Consider the following 18,480-nt stretch of genomic DNA (forward strand, 5'->3'; position numbering starts at 1 on the left):
GGTCGCCGGGTGACGCGGGGGCGGAGACGCCGAGGGTCCAGCCGGGCTGCCCCGTGAGCCCGTGGTCGGCGGGGAGCAGAAGGCGTCCGCGCTCCTGCCCCGCGTCCGCGTCGACCAGGCCGCTGCCCAGCGCGGCGGCCAGCGCGGATGCGGCGACGGAGTGGGCCACCGGGTCGTCACCGGCATCCCCGCGCGCGTGCACCACGGTCCACTCATCGGCCCCCAGGAGAGGCGCGACATCGCCCACCGCCGAGCCCAGGAGCAGCCGTACGAGCGCCGCGGAGCGCACGGAATCGGCGGCTCCCTGATGCTTCCCGGTCAGGAGCGAGAGCAGCACGACGGCCACCCCGGTGATGGTGTGGTCCCCCGGTTCACGCTGCTCGGCGGCGACCCCGAGCGCGAACCCCTGCCCGCCGCCCAGCGCGTAAGCGGCGAGGTGGGCACCGCCCACGGAGTCGGTGGCCGACGCGGGGGTGGGCCCGGGCCGCCCCTGCGGCCGTACGACTTCGGAGAGGCCACGCACCGCCTGCCGCACCCCCGCGCCCGGAGCCGTCCCCGCCGTGTGGAGCACCGCGCCGTCCGGTGCGTAGAGCACCGCCCAGCCGCCCAGGCGCGCCGCCAGCTGGCGAAGGACCGCGGGCACCGGGTCAGGGCGCGCGGCGGCCGTGGCGAGGCCCTGCTGGGCCTCCGTCACGCGGCGCAGCTCCGCGTGCCTTGCCTCCGCCACCAGCTGCCACACCGCGCGGGCGACCCCGCTGAACGTCGTGCGCGGCGGCACCTCCAGGAGGGGCAGGCCGTAGCGGTCGCAGGCCGTCACCAGGGCGCGCGGCACCGTGTCGTGCACGGGCGCGACACCGAAGCCGAGGGCTGATCCGCCCGCCTCGACGATCCGCGCCACGTAGTCGTCGAGGTAGACGCCCGCGCCCGCCGGGTCGGTGATGTGCACGCCCGCCGTCAGGAGCAGCTCGCCGCCCAGGAGGTAGGGATACGGGTCCGCCATCTCCGAGGTGTGCACCCACTGGACGGCCGCCCCGCTCTCCCCGGCGTCGGGGCCCGCGATCTGGCGCAGGCCAAGGTCCTCCCGGGCGAGCAGCGCGGTCAGCGCGACGGGCGGGGTGGGGGGAGTCACGGAAAGGGCAGCTGATGAGGCGGATGAGGCGGCAGGGTCCGGCACGGTGGACGTTCCATCCATCTTGGTCGTGAAGAGTGGATGAAACGTACACTTCAGCGTTGCTTTCCGGCCACCTAAGGTCGTGCCGACCCCAGGCCGCGGGTACGGGCGGATGTCCCCGCGGCTGGTTGCCACCCCCCATTGGCATCACCCCCATCTGCACGACACGCCACCGAGGTGCGCGAAGGAGGGCCCTATGGCCGTCGACTACACAGTGATCGTCGTCTATCTCGCCGGCATGCTCGCCATGGGCTGGTGGGGCATGCGCCGCGCCAAGTCCAAGAGCGAGTTCCTGGTCGCGGGACGCCGCCTCGGACCGTGGATGTACTCCGGGACCATGGCCGCCATCGTCCTCGGCGGCGCGTCCACCATCGGCGGCGTCGGCCTCGGCTACCAGTACGGGCTCTCCGGCGCCTGGATGGTCTTCACGATCGGCCTCGGCCTGCTCGCGCTGAGCGTCTTCTTCTCGGCGCGCATCGCACGCCTGAAGGTCTACACCGTCTCCGAGATGCTCGACCTCCGCTACGGCGGGCGCGCGGGCGTCATCTCCGGAGTCGTCATGTGGGCGTACACGCTGATGCTCGCGGTCACCTCGACCATCGCGTACGCCACGATCTTCGACGTCCTGTTCGACATGAACCGCACGATCGCGATCATCCTCGGCGGCTCGATCGTCGTCGCGTACTCGACGCTCGGCGGCATGTGGTCCATCACGCTCACCGACATGGTGCAGTTCGTGGTGAAGACCATCGGCGTGCTGCTTCTGCTGCTGCCCATCGCGGTCGTCAAGGCCGGCGGCTTCAGCGAGATGAAGGCCAAGCTGCCCACGGAGTACTTCGACCCGCTGGGCATCGGCGGCGAGACGATCTTCACCTACGTCCTGATCTATACGTTCGGCATGCTCATCGGGCAGGACATTTGGCAGCGCGTCTTCACCGCGCGCAGCGACAAGGTCGCCCGCTACGGCGGCACCGTCGCCGGTACGTACTGCCTGGTGTACGCCGTCGCGGGCGCCGTCATCGGCACCGCGGCCAAGGTCATGTACCCGAAGCTGCCGAGCGCGGACGCGGCCTTCGCGACCATCGTCAAGGACGAACTGCCCATGGGCGTACGGGGATTGGTGCTCGCAGCGGCGCTCGCCGCCGTGATGTCCACGTCCTCCGGAGCGCTCATCGCCTGCGCGACCGTAGCCAACAACGACATCTGGTCGCGGCTGCGGGGCGCCGTCTCCCCGAAGGGGGATGACGAGGCGCACGACGAGGTGAAGGGCAACCGCCTCTTCATCCTGATCATGGGCATCGCCGTCATCTGTATCGCCATCGCCCTCAACGACGTCGTCCAGGCGCTCACCGTCGCCTACAACCTGCTCGTCGCCGGGCTGCTCGTGCCGATCCTCGGCGGGCTGCTCTGGAAGCGCGGCACGGCGCCCGGTGCGCTCGCGGCGGTCACCGCCGGTGGGCTCTCGGTCATCGGGCTCATGTGGTGGTACGGAATCCTCGCCAACGAGCCGGTCTACTACGGCCTGTTGATCTCGCTCGGCGTGTACGTCGTCGTCTCCCTCGCCACGAAGCCGACCGACGCGCAGGTCCTCGCGGCCTGGCGCGAGCGGCTCGCGGGCCGGGGGTCCGAAGAGGCGGAGCCGGAGACTCCGGTAACCGTCTAGCTCTCTCGCGCGGCCCACTGTCGGTGGGCCGCGCGACACTTGTCCCAGCAGCAACGCAGCATTCGTACCAGCAGGAGGAAACCGACCATGAGCAGCGCCGAGACCCCGACCCCCCGCGGCCCTGTCGACTCCTCCCGCGTCCCTCGGTACGCGGGCCCGGCGACCTACGCCCGGCTGCCCCGGCTCGACGAGGTGGGCGGCAAGACGGACATCGCCGTGGTCGGCGTGCCCTTCGACACCGGTGTCTCGTACCGCCCCGGCGCCCGCTTCGGCGGCAACGCGATCCGCGAGGCCTCGCGCCTCCTGCGTCCGTACAACCCCGCGCAGGACGCGTCGCCCTTCGCGCTCGCGCAGGTCGCGGACGCGGGCGACATCGCCGCCAACCCGTTCAACATCAACGAAGCGGTCGAGACGATCGAGGCCGCCGCGGACGACCTCCTCGGCTCCGGCGCCCGCATGATGACGCTCGGCGGCGACCACACCATCGCCCTGCCGCTGCTCCGTTCGGTCGCCAAGAAGCACGGCCCGGTCGCCCTGCTGCACTTCGACGCGCACCTGGACACCTGGGACACGTACTTCGGCGCGGAGTACACCCACGGCACGCCGTTCCGCCGGGCCGTCGAGGAGGGCATCCTCGACACCGAGGCGCTCTCCCACGTCGGCACGCGCGGCCCGCTGTACGGCAAGCAGGACCTCACCGACGACGAGAAGATGGGCTTCGGCATCGTCACGTCGGCGGACATCTACCGCCGCGGCGCCGACGAGGTCGCCGACCAGCTGCGCCAGCGCATCGGCGACCGCCCGCTGTACATCTCCATCGACATCGACTGCCTGGACCCGGCCCACGCGCCCGGCACGGGCACCCCGGAGGCGGGCGGCATGACGTCGCGCGAGCTCCTGGAGATTCTGCGGGGGCTCTCCTCCTGCAACCTCGTGTCGGCCGACGTCGTCGAGGTCGCCCCCGCCTACGACCACGCGGAGATCACGGCCGTCGCCGCCTCGCACACCGCGTACGAACTGACGACGATCATGTCCCGCCAGATCGCGGAGGGGCGGGCGGCCAAGTGACGCACGACCACGACGTAGTCCTGCGGCCCACGGAGGCGCAGCAGGAAGCGGCCCTGAACCCGCCTGCGGGGCGCACCGGCGGCGACCTCGTCGTCGAGACCCTCCAGGGCCTCGGCGCGACGACCGTCTTCGGTCTCCCCGGCCAGCACGCGCTCGGCATGTTCGACGCCCTGCGGCGCTCGTCCCTGTCGTACGTCGGGCTGCGCGTCGAGAACAACACGGGCTTCGCGGCGGACGCGTACGGCCGCATCACCGGCGAAGTCGCCCCGCTGCTCCTGTCCACCGGACCCGGCGCGCTGACCTCGCTCGCCGCGCTCCAGGAGGCGGCGGCCGGGTCATCGCCCGTGCTCGCGATCGGCAGCCAGGTCCCGGTCGCGGGGCTCGGCGGCGGCCGGCACGGCTACCTCCACGAGCTGCGCGACCAGCAGGCCTCCTTCCGCGACATCGTGAAGTCCGTCCACACGGTCCGCACGGCATCGCAGATCCCCTCCGCCATCGCGGCGGCCTGGGAGTCGGCGCTCACCGCCCCGCACGGCCCGGTCTGGGTGGAGATCCCGCAGGACGTGCTGCTCGCCGAGACGACCCTGCCCGTCGTCACCGCCATGGACGCGACCCCGGACGAGGTCGTCCCGCGCCCCGAGCTGACCGCGGTGGCGGCCGACCTGCTGTCCCGGGCCGAGCGCCCGGCGATCATCGCGGGCGGCGGAGTCGTACGTTCCGACGCCTCCGGAAAGCTGCTCGCGCTCGCCGAGCTGGTGAACGCTCCCGTCGTCACGACCTTCGGCGGCAAGGGCGCGTTCCCCTGGGAGCACCCGCTGTCGCTCCAGTCGTGGCTGGAGGACCGGTACACCACGGACTTCCTGGAGGACGCCGACGTCCTCCTTGTGGTCGGCTCCGGACTCGGCGAACTCTCCTCGAACTACCACACGTTCAAGCCGCGCGGCCGGGTCATCCAGATCGAGGCCGACGCCGGAAAGCTGGAGTCCAACCATCCGGCGCTCGGCATCCACGCGGACGCGCGGCTCGCCCTTTCCGCGCTCCTGGAGACGATCGACGCCCCGCGTGAGGACCCCTCGGCCCCCGAGCGGGTGCGGTCCGTGCTCACCAAGGTCAAGGACCGCATCGCGGCCCAGGAGCTCACCCTGGAGCAGCAGGTACTCGCCTCGGTGCGCGAGGCCCTGCCGGATGCCGCGCCGTCCTTCTGGGACATGACGATCCTCGCGTACTGGGCCTGGTCCGCCTTCGACGCCCGGCACCCGAACACGATGCACTCGGCGCAGGGCGCGGGCGGCCTCGGCTACGGCTTCCCGGCGGCGCTGGGAGCAGCGGCCGCCGACCCCACGAAGCCGGTCCTCGCCGTCTCGGGCGACGGCGGCGCGATGTACTCCATCGCGGAACTGGCATCCGCCAAGCAGCACGACCTGCCGGTCACCTGGCTGATCGTGGACGACGGGGGCTACGGAATCCTCCGGGAGTACATGTCCGAGGCCTTCGGCGAACCGACGGCGACGGAGCTCTCCCGGCCCGACTTCGTCGCGCTTGCGGAGTCCTTCGGGGTGCCCGGCGTCCGCACGACTCCGGAGACCCTCCGCGACGACCTCGCGAAGGCCCTTGCGGAACCGGGCCCCTCGGTAGTCGTACTCCCGGCCCTCCTGCGCATGTTCGAGCCGACCCACCTCTGAGCCCGCGCTGATTACGGATCGGTCATCTGTTCCCTATTTGTACAACCTCGTGCGGTGTCGGTGAGTCAAGAGAGGTGAGCGTGCCGGGGGGCGCGCTTGTACGGGCCCCGAGGGTCTTGTACGGACCCAAGGGGATGGGAAGACTTCATGACGCACCCGATATCCGGGACGTCCAAGCGTGCCCGCGTGCTCTCGGCGGGCCTCGCCGCCGGAGTGCTCGTGCCGCTCGGCACCGCCGCGACCGCCACGCCCGCCGTCGCCGCGGCGGCGCCGAGGGTCACCTGTACCTCCGCACAGACAGGCCTGGCCGCCAAGCTCACGAAGGACATCACGGCGGCGCTGAAGAACCGCAAGGGCACCGTCGCGGTCGGCCTGCACGACCGCACCACCAAAACCACCTGCACCCTGCGCTCGGGCACCTCGTTCGACTCGGCGAGCGTCGTCAAGACGACCGTCCTCGCGACGCTGCTGTGGGACGCGAAGAAGACCGACCGGAAGCTGTCGGCCCGTGAGTCGGACCTCGCGTACGCCATGATCACCAAGTCGGACAACGCGGCGACCAGCAAGCTCTGGAGCCAACTCGGCACGGCCAAGGTGAAGGGCTTCCTCAGAGCAGCCGACATGACGAAGACCGTGCCGGGATCCGGCGGCTACTGGGGCCTGACCCGGATCAACGCGGCCGACGAGCAGAAGCTCCTGGCCCTGATCACCGCCAAGAACTCCGTCCTGAGCGACAACGCGCGCGCCTACATCCTCAAGCTGATGGGCAAGGTCGTCTCCTCGCAGCGCTGGGGCACCCCGGCAGGCGCGCCGTCCGGCGTCGCGATACACGTCAAGAACGGCTGGCTGCAGCGGTCGACCCACGGCTGGCGGGTGCACAGCATCGGCGCGTTCAAGGGCGGCGGCCACGACTACACGATCTCCGTGCTCACCCACGGCAACAGCACCATGAACTACGGCGTCACCACCATCCAGGGCGTGGCCAAGGCCATCCACAAGGACCTGACGCCCCAGGCCCCCGCGGCCCGGCGCTACACCCCGACGCAGACGCCGCGCGAGGCGTTCGTGGCGGTACCCGGCAGCTGACGGGGTCCTAGGTCCTTCGACCCCTCTTTGTTGCGGCGGGATGAAATCCGCATCCCCCCGGGTTGTGCCTCTCGGCAGGTCAGGTCGACGGGAGGCAGCACGTGACGGAGCAACGGGGTGGGGCCGAGGCGGAGAAATCCGGCTGGGCGAAACGGCTGACCGGGTACGCGTGGCGTTACCCGAAGGACGTCGTGCTCGCGCTCGGCTCCTCGCTCGCCGGTATGGCCGTCATGGCGCTCGTCCCGCTGATCACCAAGGTGATCATCGACGACGTCATCGGGGACAAGACGCGGTCCATGGGGCCCTGGGTCGGCGCCCTCATCGGCGCGGCCGTCCTCGTCTACGTCTTCACCTACATCCGCCGCTACTACGGCGGCCGTCTCGCCCTCGACGTCCAGCACGACCTGCGGACCGAGATGTACGGGACGATCACCAAGCTCGACGGGCGGCGGCAGGACGAGCTGTCCACGGGACAGGTCGTCGGGCGGGCCACCAGCGACCTTCAGCTCATCCAGGGTCTGCTCTTCATGCTGCCGATGACCATCGGCAACATCCTCCTCTTCGTGATCTCCCTCGTGATCATGGCGTGGCTCTCCATCCCGCTCACCCTCGTCGCGCTCGCCGTCGCCCCTGCCCTCTGGTTCATCGCCAAGCGCAGCCGCAACCGCCTGCACCCCTCCACCTGGTACGCGCAGGCCCAGGCCGCCGCCGTCGCCGGGGTCGTGGACGGCTCCGTCTCCGGCGTACGCGTCGTGAAGGGGTTCGGCCAGGAGGACCAGGAGACCGGGAAGCTCCGCGAGGTCGGGCGCAAGCTCTTCGCGGGGCGGCTGCGGACCATCCGCCTCAACTCCAAGTACACGCCCGCCCTGCAGGCCGTGCCCGCCCTCGGGCAGGTCGCGATGCTCGCGCTCGGCGGCTGGCTCGCGGTGCGCGGGCAGATCACGCTCGGCACGTTCGTCGCCTTCTCCAGCTACCTCGCCCAGCTCGTCGGGCCCGTGCGCATGCTCGCCATGGTCCTCACCGTCGGCCAGCAGGCCCGCGCGGGCGCCGAGCGCGTCCTGGAGCTCATCGACACCGAGCCGACGCTGAAGGACGGCACCAAGGAGCTGCCCGCCGACGCCCCGGCCACCGTCGAGTTCGACGACGTCTCCTTCGCCTACGAGGACAGCCGCCCCGTCCTGGACGGGCTCTCCTTCGAGATCCGGCCCGGCGAGACCCTCGCCGTCGTCGGCACATCGGGCAGCGGCAAGTCCACCGTCTCGCTGCTGATGCCCCGCTTCTACGACGTGACACACGGCGCCGTCCTCATCGGCGGGCACGACGTGCGCGAGCTGACCACCGACTCGCTGCGGGCCGCCATCGGGCTCGTGCCCGAGGACTCCTTCCTCTTCTCCGACACCATCCGCGCCAACATCGCGTACGGAAAGCCGGACGCCACCCAGGAGGAGATCGAGACCGCGGCCCGCGCCGCCCAGGCCGACCGCTTCATATCCGAGCTGCCCGACGGGTACGACACCACCGTCGGCGAGCACGGACTCACCCTCTCCGGCGGCCAGCGCCAGCGTGTCGCCCTCGCCCGCGCGATCCTCACCGACCCCCGCCTTCTCGTCCTCGACGACGCGACATCGGCGGTGGACGCACGGGTCGAGCACGAGATCCACGAGGCCCTGCGCGGCGTCATGGCGGGGCGCACGACCCTCCTCATCGCCCACCGCCGCTCCACCCTGAACCTCGCCGACCGCATCGCCGTGCTCGACGGCGGAAAGCTCGCGGCCATCGGCACCCACGAGGAGCTGACGGAACAATCTGCGCTCTACCGGCGCCTGTTGACCGACCCCGACGAGCTCGGCGGTGTCTCGCCGGGCCGCACGGTCCCGGTCGAGCTTCCCGAGGACACATCGCTGCGCGACGAGCTCGACGCCGAGTTCGACGCCGAGCGCGGCATCACCCCGCCGCTCTGGGTCGGCGACCGCGAGCCCAAGGACACCGCGATGTCCGGGATGCCCGCGACCCCCGAACTCCTCGCGCAGGTCGACGCGTTGCCCCCGGCCACCGACACCCCTGGCGTCGACGAGGCGCGCGCGGTCAGCACGGAGGAGTCGTACGGGCTGCGCCGCCTCCTCGCCGGATTCGGCAAACCGCTGCTGCTCGCCCTGCTCCTGGTCGCGGTCGACGCGGGCATGGGCCTGCTGCTTCCCGTGCTGATCCGGCACGGCATCGACGAGGGCGTCTCGCAGCTCGCGCTCGGTGCGGTCTGGGCGGCCTCCGGGCTCGCGCTGGTCGCCGTGCTCGTCCAGTGGACGGCGCAGATCGGCGAGACGCGGATGACCGGGCGGACGGGCGAGCGGGTGCTCTACTCCCTCCGCCTGAAGATCTTCGCCCAGCTCCAGCGGCTCGGACTCGACTACTACGAGCGGGAGTTGACCGGGCGCATCATGACCCGGATGACGACGGACGTGGACGCCCTGTCCACCTTCCTCCAGACGGGTCTGGTCACCGCCTTCGTCTCCGTCGTCACCTTCTTCGGCATCATGGTCGCCCTCCTCGTCATCGACGTGGAGCTCGCGCTCGTCGTCTTCGCGACGCTGCCGCCGCTGATCATCGGCACGTTCTTCTTCCGCCGCTCCAGCGTCAAGGCGTACGAGCTGGCCCGCGAGCGCGTCTCGGTCGTCAACGCCGAGCTCCAGGAGTCCGTCGCGGGGCTGCGCATCGTGCAGGCGTTCCGGCGCGAGCGCTCGGGCGGAAAGAAGTTCGCGCAGGCCAGCGCCGACTACCGCAGCGCCCGTATCCGCGGGCAGTGGCTGATCTCCGTCTACTTCCCGTTCGTGCAGCTGCTCTCGGCGGTCGCGGCTGCCGCGGTCCTGATGGTCGGCGCGGGACGCGTGGAGGCGGGGACGCTGACGACCGGCGCCCTGGTCGCCTACCTCCTCTACATCGACCTGTTCTTCGCGCCCGTCCAGCAGCTCTCCCAGGTCTTCGACGGCTACCAGCAGGCCACGGTCTCGCTCGGCCGCATCCAGGAACTGCTCCGTGAGCCGACCTCGACCGAGGCAGCGGACGAGCCGCTCGACGTCCTGTCCCTGCGCGGGGAGATCGCCTTCGAGGACGTGGACTTCGCGTACGGCGATGAGGAGGAGGCCCTCAGCGGTGTCCGCCTGCGCATCCCCGAGGGCCAGACCGTCGCCTTCGTCGGCGAGACCGGCGCGGGCAAGTCGACGCTGGTCAAGCTCGTCGCCCGGTTCTACGACCCGACCGGCGGTCGGGTGACGGTGGACGGCACGGACCTGAGGTCCCTCGACCTGACCTCGTACCGCCACCGCCTCGGTGTCGTGCCGCAGGAGGCCTACCTCTTCGTGGGAACGGTGCGCGACGCGATCGCCTACGGGCGGCCCGACGCCACCGACGCCCAGGTGGAGGCCGCGGCCCGCGCGGTCGGCGCGCACGACATGATCGCCACCCTGGACGGCGGCTACCTCCACGAGGTCTCCGAGCGTGGCCGCAACCTCTCCGCGGGGCAGCGCCAGCTGATCGCCCTGGCCCGCGCGGAGCTCGTCGACCCGGACATCCTGCTCCTCGACGAGGCGACAGCGGCCCTCGACCTCGCCACGGAAGCGCAGGTCAACCAGGCCACCGACCGCATCGCGGGCAAGCGCACCACCCTGGTCGTCGCCCACCGCCTCACCACGGCCGCCCGCGCGGACCGCGTGATCCTGATGGACCACGGCCGGGTCGCGGAGGACGGCACGCACGAGGAGCTGCTGGCGCTCGACGGGCGGTACGCGACGCTGTGGCGGACGTTCGTGGGGGAGGCCGAGCCGTCGGCCGCGTAGCCCGGCGGGTGCTCGGCGGCTACTCGGCGGCGGCTCGTTGAATGCCTGCCGAACGAATCGGGGCGGTTTCGCAACCGGACGGCCCGCGGTCCGCGTCCGTACATCAGTACGCTGATGCGGATGTGTCGGGAGGGGAAACTGGTGAGCAGTGGTCGAATACGGCGGAGCCTTGCGCTCGGTGCCGTCGTCCTTGCGGCTGCCGTCCTGCTCGGTGTCGCGGGCGCCGGCGCGGCGCAGGCGCAGGCCTCGGCCGGGCGCTGCGCCGGGCACAAGGTGCGCACCCTCTCCTTCAGCACGGGCAAGGTCGTCGTCTACAAGAGCCGCGGCTATGTCTGCGCCGTCACCGTCGCCAAGCGCCCCGGCGCCCGCAAGACGATGTACGTCAGCGTCCAGGCCCGCGGCAACCGCCCGGCCAGGGACAAGGGCCGCTACACGCATCACGCGGGCCCGGTGACGGTGCACGCGGGACACCGGTGTGTGTGGGTGAAGGGGAAGGTGGGCGGGGGGAGTACCAGCTCGGGCTGGATCCTTTGCTGAGTGAGGGCACCATCGGAAGCTTGCGGTAATGAGGCCCCCTTTGTGACGTACTGCGTTCGGGTGTGACGCAAGAGCCCCTAGTGGTGAGCGAGTTGCTCCGATAAGTTCCGGCGGACGCAACCGTGAACCACTCAGGGGAGAGTGCATGCGCAAGGCGCTCAGATGGCTGCTGTCGCTAGTGGTGCTCATAGGCATAGGCACCGCGGGCACAGCGAGTGCGGCAGGGGCGGCCACCGCCGCGAAGCCGCAGGCCACCGACATCAAGGACCGGCTCCTCGCGATACCGGGCATGAGCCTGATCGAGGAGAAGCCGTACACCGGCTACCGCTACTTCGTCCTCAACTACACCCAGCCGGTCGACCACCGGCACCCCTCCAAGGGCACCTTCAAGCAGCGCCTGACGGTCCTGCACAAAGACACCGCCCGCCCCACGGCCTTCTTCACCAGCGGCTACGGCGTCTCGACGAACCCCAGCCGCAGCGAGCCGACGCGGATCATCGACGGCAACCAAGTCTCCATGGAGTACCGCTACTTCACGCCGTCACGCCCCGAGCCGGCCGACTGGTCCAAGCTCGACATCTGGCAGGCCGCGAGCGACCAGCACCGCATCTTCAAGGCGCTGAAGCCGATCTACGACAAGAAGTGGGTGGCGACCGGCGGCTCGAAGGGCGGCATGACGGCCACGTACTACGAGCGCTTCTACCCGCGTGACATGGACGGCGTCGTCGCGTACGTCGCCCCGAACGACGTGGTGAACAAGGAGGACTCGCGCTACGACGAGTTCTTCGAGACGGTCGGCACCAAGGAGTGCCGCGCCAAGCTGGAGGCCGTGCAGCGCGAGGCGCTCGTGCGCCGTGAGCCGCTGGAGAAGAAGTACGCCGCGTTCGCCGATGCGGGCAACTACACCTTCAAGACGGTCGGGAACCTCGACAAGGCGTACGAGGCCGTCGTACTCGACCTGGTGTGGGGCTTCTGGCAGTACCAGCCGGAGGCCGCGTGCGCGGACGTCCCCGACGCCAAGACCGCGTCGGACCAGGCGATCTTCGACTACGTCGACCAGGTGGGCGGCTGGACCTCCTACACGGACCAGGGCCTGACCCCGTACACGCCGTACTACTACCAGGCCGGTACGCAGCTGGGCTCGCCCGACATCTCCCAGCCCTGGCTCGGCGACCTGAGCCGCTACGGCTACCAGCCGCCGCGGAACTTCGTGCCGCGTGACATCCCGATGAAGTTCCAGTCGGATGCCATGAAGGACGTGGACCGCTGGGTGCGGCACAACTCGCAGCGGATGCTGTACGTCTACGGCGAGAACGACCCGTGGGGCGCGGAGCCGTTCCGTCCCGCCAAGGGCGCGAAGCACGACTCCCACGTCTTCACCGCGCCGGGCGCCAACCACGGCGCGAACGTGGCCGGTCTGATCCCCGCGGAGAAGGCGAAGGCGACGGAGCGGATCCAGGCCTGGGCCGGGGTCTCCACTCCGGCGGCCCCGAAGCCGCTGGCTCCGTACGACGCGAAGCTGGACCGCAAGGAGCAGCAGAAGGAGCTGACCCTGCGGCCGTAACCGGCGCGGGGGCCTTGGCCGCCGTTGATCACCGGCTTCGCCGAGTTCGTCCTCAATCGCCGGACGGGCTGAGATTTCCCCGGCTCGGGGAGATCCTTCAGCCGTCCGGCGATTGAGCGCTCACACCCGCACCGCACACCCCACCGGCTTCCCACCCTCCAGCGACACGTACAGCTCCGTCGCAGCAGGGCACCCCGCACGGGAGGCCACCGCCACCGTCACCCGGTACTCAGGGGCCTTCGCCCCGGACCCGTCGCACGCCGTCTCCCGCACCTCACCCCGCCCCGCGCTGTAGACACAGTCCCCGACGGCAGTCCGGGGGCCACCTCCACCCCCGGGATCCCCGGGATGCGGCGACTCCAGATTCCGCATGCAGGCGTAGCCCCGCGGCACCTCCCCGTTCCCGTCCTCGTCCTCGGCCACCACGGGCCGGGTCTCGCTGATGTGGAGCACGAAGTCCGTGCGGGCGGGGCACGCGGGGCCCTCCGCGACCTTGCCGTCGTAGCGGGCGATGACCCTCGCCGCCGCCCGCTCACTCGTGCACGAGACCTCCGTGAAGGTCTCGCGCCCCCGCGAACTGCACTCGTCCACGGCGAGGAAGACGGCTCCGTAACCGGACGGCACCGACGAGGACGGCTGCCGGTCCTCCAGGCGCGACGAACCCGACCCCGGATCCGATGACTTCTGGCAGCCGGTCGCGGCGGCGGACAACGCCGTCACCGCGAGCAGCACCAGTACCCCCCGCACCACCACGGACCACGCCGTGTTCCTGCCAAGCAAGGCATGCATGGCAAACCCCCCGATATGTGCACCCAGCGTGACCCGCGCGGGCGGGCGCACGCCAGGTGCGTGGGGTGCTTTGGGTCAGGTGGATGTGGTGCGCCGGTCGCGCGGCGTACGGATCAGTACGTCAGGCCGTACCCGACCGGGTACAGCACCTGCGCCGGGTCATCCGCCCGCTGCACCGGCACGGGCAGCTTCCCCTGCGGCTCGACGCGCCCCGCGATCACCCGTACAGCGGCGCGCAGTTCGACATCGGTCCAGCAGTACGCGGCCAGCGAAGCGCCCACGGACGGGAGCCGCGCCACGTCGTACGGATTGCGGATCGCCACCGCGACGACCGGCACGCCCGTCGCCACCAACGCCTCCACCAGCGCGATTTGCGCGCTCCCCGCCCCCACGTTGTACGTGCCCACGAGCACCGCGTCCTTGCCCGCGGCCGCCGCTACCGCCTCGGCGATCTTCGCGGCGGAGGGGGCCGTGCCCGTCGGAAGGACCGTCGGCGAGAAGCCGAGGTCCGTCAGCTCGCGTCCCAGGACCGTCGTCGGCGGCCCCGTCGTCCCCGACGGCGACGCCGGATCGGCGCCCACGACGAGCACCTTCGGCCGCGTGCGCCGCGACAGCGGGAGCAGCCCGCCCTCGTTGAGCAGCAGCGTCGTCGTCTCGTCGGCGATCCGGTCCGCGGCGGCGAGATGCGCGCGCGTGCCGACCGCGCGGTCGACGCCGCGCGAGGTGACGTACGGGTCGGAGAACAGGTCAAGCTTCGCCTTGAGGCGCAGGATCCGCAGGATCGATTCATCCAGGCGCGCCTCCGTCAACTCGCCGCCCCGCACCGCCTGGAGCACCGCGTTCCAGGCGATCTCCGGCTTCGGCGGGTTCAGGAGCTGGTCGACGCCCGCCTTCAGGGCGAGCACCGGCACACGGTCGTCGCCGTACTTCGTGCGCACGCCCTGCATGCCGAGCGAGTCCGTCACCACGACCCCGTCGTAGCCGAGTTCCTCGCGCAGGATGCCGGTGAGGATGGGGCGGGAGAGCGTGGCCGGGTCCTCGGCCGGGTCGAGGGCCGGGACCACGATGTGCGCGGTCATGATCGAGTCGATGCCCGCCTCCACTGCCGCCCGGAACGGCGGGGCGTCCAGGGTCTCCCACTGCTCACGGGTGTGGTGGATGTACGGCAGCTTCGAGTGGCTGTCGTCCTTGGTGTCGCCGTGCCCGGGGAAGTGCTTGGACGTCGACGCGATGTCCGCGCCCTGGTAGCCCTTGACCTGGGCGGCGACCAGATCGGCGACCGCTTCGGGGTCCGAGCCGAAGGAGCGTACGGCGATGACGGGGTTGGCCGGATTGACGTTCACGTCGGCGACCGGGGCGTAGTTCTGCCGGATGCCGAGCGCGCGCAGCTCGGTGCCGCCGATGCGGGCCGCCTTGCGCGCGAGGGATTGCGAGCCCGCGGCGCCCAGGGCCATCGCGCCGGGCAGGAGCGTGGCGGGGATGCCCACGCGGGCGACGGCGCCGTGCTCCTGGTCGGTGGAGATGAGCAGCGGGATGCGGGCGGTGGGGGACTGCTCCGGGGCATGAGGGGTGAGGGCCGCGCGCTGGATGCCGTTCGACAGGTCGGCGATCTGGTGCGGGGCACGGGTGTTGTGGGCCCAGCCGAAGTAGATGATGCCGCCGAGGTGGTACTTCGCGACCGCCTCCGCGGCGGTGCGGACGCCCAGCTCCTTGAGGTTGGCGTCGATGTCCGCCTGGTCGGGCTCGGTGGCGGAGTGGCCGTACACATGCATCACGAAGAGCTGGCCGACCTTCTCCTCGAGGCTCATGCGGGAGATGAGCTCCCGCAGCTTCCGGTCGCGCCCGCGGTCGCCGCTGCCCGCCGCGTGGGCGTCGGAGGGGGCTGCAAGGGCCGTCGCGGCGACGGCCGTGGCGGTGAGCAGGGTGCGTCTGGAGGCGTTGCGGTGGGACATGTGCGCTCCTTCGGGGACGTCCTACGGGACGGATGCCGGACCGGAGCCGGGCTGGGGAAACCGGCTGAAGGAAACTTTCCGAGAGTCACGGATATCCCGAAGATTTCTGCCGGTCAAGGGAGTCGGCAGCCGAAGTCGGCAGTCACGGTGGAGGAGAGGGGCCGTCACCGGCGCTGTTGGAGGGGGGCGCACCGGTGACGGCATGCTGTCGGCCGCGGGCGGCAGAGAGGGTGGTCAGCGTTCGCAGCCAGCAGCGATGCCGACACCGCCTCGCGGAGACTCACCCGGCAGCACGCCATTTGGACGCTGGCGCCTTCGCGTGGGTTCCCGACAGAGGGCTATTTCCGGAAAGTGGTGCGAACGGGAATCCTGAGGTTCAGGAGGCCTGCTTCTCGGGGGCCGCACGGGGCCAGTGGCCCTGCAGGGTCCGCACCGTCTCGGCGATCGCGGGTCGCCGCGACGCCCCGGCCCGCCACAGCGCGTACAGCCGCCGTACCGGCAGCGGATCGAGCCGCACGGTGACCGCGCCCTCCGGGATCGGGCCGCGGCCGAGGCGCGGGATCAGGGCGATGCCGAGCCCCTCCGCGACCAGTGCGACCAGGGTGGGATTCTCCTCCGCCGTGTGCGCGATGTCCGGCTCGCAGCCCGCCTCGCGCAGCGTGCGGACCAGCCACTCGTGGCAGACAAGCCCCGGCGGCTGGGTGATCCACCGCTCGCCCTTCAGCTCCTCGCGGCGCACGGAGCCGCGCCCCGCGAGCGGGTGTCCCGCGGGCACCACGAGGTCGCAGTAGTCGTCGCCGATGACGGCCTGTTCGACGCCGGGCGGCGTGGGCAGCGGTGCGATGTCCCAGTCGTGCACGACCGCCATGTCCACCGCCCCCTTGGTCACGAGGTCCACGGAGAGATGCGGGTCGACCTCCGACATCCGGGCGTCGAGCGCGGGGTGCCGCCGGGCGAGATCCGCGAGGACGCCGGGCAGCAGACCGCGCGCGGCCGAGGCGAACGCGGCGATGGTCAGGCGGCCCGCCGGCAGCCCGCGCCGCTCCTCGAGTTCGGTCTCGGCGCGCTCCACGATCGCCATCAACTCCTGTGCCGTGGAAGCGAGATGGCGCGCCTCCTCGGTGAGCGCCACGCCCCTGCCCTGCCGTTCGAGGAGGGTGGTGCGGGTCTCGCGCTCCAGCTTGGCTATCTGCTGGGAGACGGCGGACGGGGTGTAGCCGAGCGCCGTGGCGGCCGCGCCGACGGTGCCGTGCACGGAGACGGCGTGCAGGGCGCGGAGCCGAGCGAGATCGAGCACGGGAAGTCCTCCCCATTGATCGGCGATGCTCGTCCGCGTCGTCTTCGTCGTCTTAGGCGTCCGCGTCGCTTGAGTCGCCTGATTCGTAAGCGTTGCTACATCCCATCATGCAGAGATCCGCGCTGGTCCTACATGGTCGCGGCGGGTGATCCTCGACGCATGCGACCCGCACATGTCCTCCTGGCCGTCCTCGTCGCCGCCGTATGGGGCGTCAACTTCGTCGTCATCGAGGTGGGCCTCGACCACTTCCCGCCGCTGCTCTTCTCCGCCCTGCGCTTCCTGGTCGCGGCGCTGCCCGCGGTCTTCTTCGTGGGGCCGCCGAAGGTCGCGTGGAAGTGGATCGTGGGGGTCGGACTCGTGCTGGGGGTCGCCAAGTTCGGCCTGCTGTTCATCGGCATGGACGCCGGGATGCCGGCCGGGATGTCCTCCCTCGTCCTCCAGATCCAGGCGGTCTTCACGGCGCTCTTCGCCTTCGTGGCCCTGGGTGAACGACCCGGCCGCGTACGCCTGTCGGGGATGCTGATCGCGCTAGCGGGCATCGGCGTCGCCGCGGTCGACGAGGGGGAGGCGGGCCCGCTCACGGCCTTCGCCCTGCTGATCGGCGCTGCGGCCTGCTGGGGCGCGTCGAACGTCCTGACCCGCAAGGCGTCACCGCCCGACGCGCTGAACTTCATGGTGTGGGTGAGCACGGTCCCGGTCCTGCCGCTGCTCGGGCTCTCGCTGCTCTTCGAGGGCCCGACGGCGGACCTCGACGCCCTGAGCTCACTGGACCTGCAGGGCGTGGGCATCATCGTCTACGTCGCGTGGATCACGACGGTCTTCGGCTTCGGCGCCTGGGGCTATCTGCTGCGCCGCCACCCCGCGTCGACCGTGGCTCCCTTCTCGCTCCTGGTCCCGGTGTTCGGGATGTCCGCCGCCGGTCTCGTCCTGGACGAGTCGGTGAGCACGCTCGGGTGGTGCGCGGCGGCGCTCCTGGTCGTCGGGGTCGGCCTGACGTCCCTGGCCGGTGTCAGGCGTGGCGGTTCCGGTGTCAGGCCTGGCGGTTCAGGAGCCGTGACAGGTAGTCCCGCCCCGGGCCCAGGAGTTCGGGCAGCGGCTCCGCACCCTCGTACCACCGCTTCTCGTACTCCCAGCACAGCCAGCCGTCCCGGTGCTCCCCGCTGAGCAGCGCGTCCACGCACGCGGCGAGCGGCAGAACGCCCTCGCCGAGTCCAAGCGGCGTCGTGTCCTCGGTCGACGCGATGTCCTTCACCTGTACGTAGCCGAGGTACGGGGAGAGCGCCGCATGACTCTCGGCGGGGGACTCGCCGCCGAGCCAGGTGTGCATCACGTCCCACAGGGCGCCCGCGTGGCGGTGGCCGACCGCGCCGAGCACGCGGGTCGCCGCGGCGCCGGTGCGGTGCGAGTCGTGGGTCTCCAGGAGGATGCGTACGCCGAAGTCCGCGGCGTACTCGGCCGCGGTGCCGAGCCGTCGGGCCGCCGTCGCGTCGGCCTCGGCCGCGCTCTGTTCGGTGCCGCCGCCGGGGAAGACGCGGATGAAGGGGGCGCCCAGGTCGCGGGCGAGAGTGAGCAGGGAACGTATCTCTTCGAGGACGGGCTCGTCGTCGCCGGGCGCCGCCACGCGCGCGTACCCGGAGATTCCGAGGATCTCGATGCCCGCGGTCTTGAACTGGGCGGCGACATCGGCCCGTTCGGCCAGGTCGATCCCCGGGTGGACCGGCTCTTCGGGGTGCGCGCGCAGCTCGATGCCGTGGTAGCCGTGGGTGGTGGCCAGGTTCAGTACGTCGGCGATGGGGAGCCCGGGGACGCCGAGGGTGGAGAAGGCGAGTTTCATGACGCCG

Annotated in this window: 12 protein-coding genes and 1 pseudogene; 8 read left to right on the plus strand and 5 right to left on the minus strand. The window is 71.2% G+C overall.

Annotated elements, in window-relative coordinates; all coding sequences use genetic code 11:
- On the minus strand, window positions 1–1,192 hold a 1,192-nt coding region (locus tag ABD378_RS38260), incomplete at its 3' end, for a PucR family transcriptional regulator ligand-binding domain-containing protein (RefSeq protein WP_344528982.1).
- Between the two features lie 175 nt (window positions 1,193–1,367).
- Here ABD378_RS38260 and ABD378_RS38265 point away from each other — a divergent pair.
- The 7 genes from ABD378_RS38265 (at window position 1,368) to ABD378_RS38295 (ending at window position 12,601) form a co-directional block, all read left to right on the plus strand.
- On the plus strand, window positions 1,368–2,834 hold the full coding sequence (locus ABD378_RS38265) for a sodium:solute symporter family protein (protein ID WP_344528984.1): 1,467 nt from the start codon (window positions 1,368–1,370) through the stop codon (window positions 2,832–2,834).
- An 87-nt stretch (window positions 2,835–2,921) separates the two neighbouring features.
- Window positions 2,922–3,902, plus strand: a complete 981-nt coding sequence (gene speB / locus ABD378_RS38270) for an agmatinase (protein WP_344528986.1) — start codon at window positions 2,922–2,924, stop codon at window positions 3,900–3,902.
- Window positions 3,899–5,584 (plus strand): thiamine pyrophosphate-binding protein, encoded by a 1,686-nt coding sequence (locus ABD378_RS38275; protein WP_344528988.1) that lies wholly within the window; start codon window positions 3,899–3,901, stop codon window positions 5,582–5,584. The genes speB and ABD378_RS38275 overlap by 4 nt, the downstream gene beginning before the upstream one ends.
- A gap of 147 nt (window positions 5,585–5,731) precedes the next feature.
- Window positions 5,732–6,670 carry a serine hydrolase gene (locus ABD378_RS38280; RefSeq protein ID WP_344528990.1) on the plus strand — a complete coding sequence of 313 codons (939 nt, stop codon included), beginning with the start codon at window positions 5,732–5,734 and terminating at the stop codon, window positions 6,668–6,670.
- Between the two features lie 101 nt (window positions 6,671–6,771).
- Window positions 6,772–10,500, plus strand: coding sequence for an ABC transporter ATP-binding protein (locus ABD378_RS38285; protein ID WP_344528992.1), 3,729 nt, complete (start codon window positions 6,772–6,774; stop codon window positions 10,498–10,500).
- A 141-nt stretch (window positions 10,501–10,641) separates the two neighbouring features.
- A complete protein-coding gene (locus ABD378_RS38290) occupies window positions 10,642–11,037 on the plus strand; it encodes a hypothetical protein (RefSeq protein ID WP_344528994.1) in 396 nt (131 codons plus the stop codon).
- A gap of 145 nt (window positions 11,038–11,182) precedes the next feature.
- The gene (locus ABD378_RS38295; RefSeq protein WP_344528996.1) at window positions 11,183–12,601 is read left to right on the plus strand and encodes a S28 family serine protease; all 1,419 of its coding nucleotides are present in this window, start codon (window positions 11,183–11,185) and stop codon (window positions 12,599–12,601) included.
- A gap of 120 nt (window positions 12,602–12,721) precedes the next feature.
- Here the strand turns inward: ABD378_RS38295 and ABD378_RS38300 are convergent, their stop codons facing one another.
- The 3 genes from ABD378_RS38300 to ABD378_RS38310 all read right to left on the minus strand — a co-directional run bounded on the left by ABD378_RS38300 (window position 12,722) and on the right by ABD378_RS38310 (window position 16,639).
- Window positions 12,722–13,390, minus strand: coding sequence for a hypothetical protein (locus ABD378_RS38300; protein WP_344528998.1), 669 nt, complete (start codon window positions 13,388–13,390; stop codon window positions 12,722–12,724).
- A gap of 113 nt (window positions 13,391–13,503) precedes the next feature.
- Window positions 13,504–15,342, minus strand: a complete 1,839-nt coding sequence (locus ABD378_RS38305) for a glycoside hydrolase family 3 protein (protein WP_344529000.1) — start codon at window positions 15,340–15,342, stop codon at window positions 13,504–13,506.
- A gap of 376 nt (window positions 15,343–15,718) precedes the next feature.
- Window positions 15,719–16,639, minus strand: coding sequence for a LysR family transcriptional regulator (locus ABD378_RS38310; RefSeq protein WP_344529002.1), 921 nt, complete (start codon window positions 16,637–16,639; stop codon window positions 15,719–15,721).
- 159 nt (window positions 16,640–16,798) lie between these two features.
- Here ABD378_RS38310 and ABD378_RS38315 point away from each other — a divergent pair, with 159 nt between their 5' ends.
- Entirely contained in the window at window positions 16,799–17,803 is a 1,005-nt protein-coding gene (locus ABD378_RS38315; protein ID WP_344529004.1) for an EamA family transporter, read from the plus strand.
- Here the strand turns inward: ABD378_RS38315 and ABD378_RS38320 are convergent.
- Window positions 17,781–18,473: pseudogene (locus ABD378_RS38320) on the minus strand (sugar phosphate isomerase/epimerase family protein); the annotation flags it as partial. The gene ABD378_RS38315 and the pseudogene ABD378_RS38320 overlap by 23 nt on opposite strands.
- Window positions 18,474–18,480 lie beyond the last annotated feature (7 nt).

Origin of the sequence: Streptomyces rectiviolaceus (assembly GCF_039533825.1) — a bacterium.
GTDB lineage: Bacteria > Actinomycetota > Actinomycetes > Streptomycetales > Streptomycetaceae > Streptomyces > Streptomyces rectiviolaceus.

Coding starts and splice junctions, on each gene's coding strand:
- ABD378_RS38295 (WP_344528996.1), top strand. CDS start 11,183: ATGCGCAAGGCGCTCAGATGGCTGCTGTCGCTAGTGGTGCTCATAGGC.
- speB (WP_344528986.1), top strand. CDS start 2,922: ATGAGCAGCGCCGAGACCCCGACCCCCCGCGGCCCTGTCGACTCCTCC.
- ABD378_RS38305 (WP_344529000.1), bottom strand. CDS start 15,342: ATGTCCCACCGCAACGCCTCCAGACGCACCCTGCTCACCGCCACGGCC.
- ABD378_RS38280 (WP_344528990.1), top strand. CDS start 5,732: ATGACGCACCCGATATCCGGGACGTCCAAGCGTGCCCGCGTGCTCTCG.
- ABD378_RS38300 (WP_344528998.1), bottom strand. CDS start 13,390: ATGCATGCCTTGCTTGGCAGGAACACGGCGTGGTCCGTGGTGGTGCGG.
- ABD378_RS38315 (WP_344529004.1), top strand. CDS start 16,799: ATGCGACCCGCACATGTCCTCCTGGCCGTCCTCGTCGCCGCCGTATGG.
- ABD378_RS38265 (WP_344528984.1), top strand. CDS start 1,368: ATGGCCGTCGACTACACAGTGATCGTCGTCTATCTCGCCGGCATGCTC.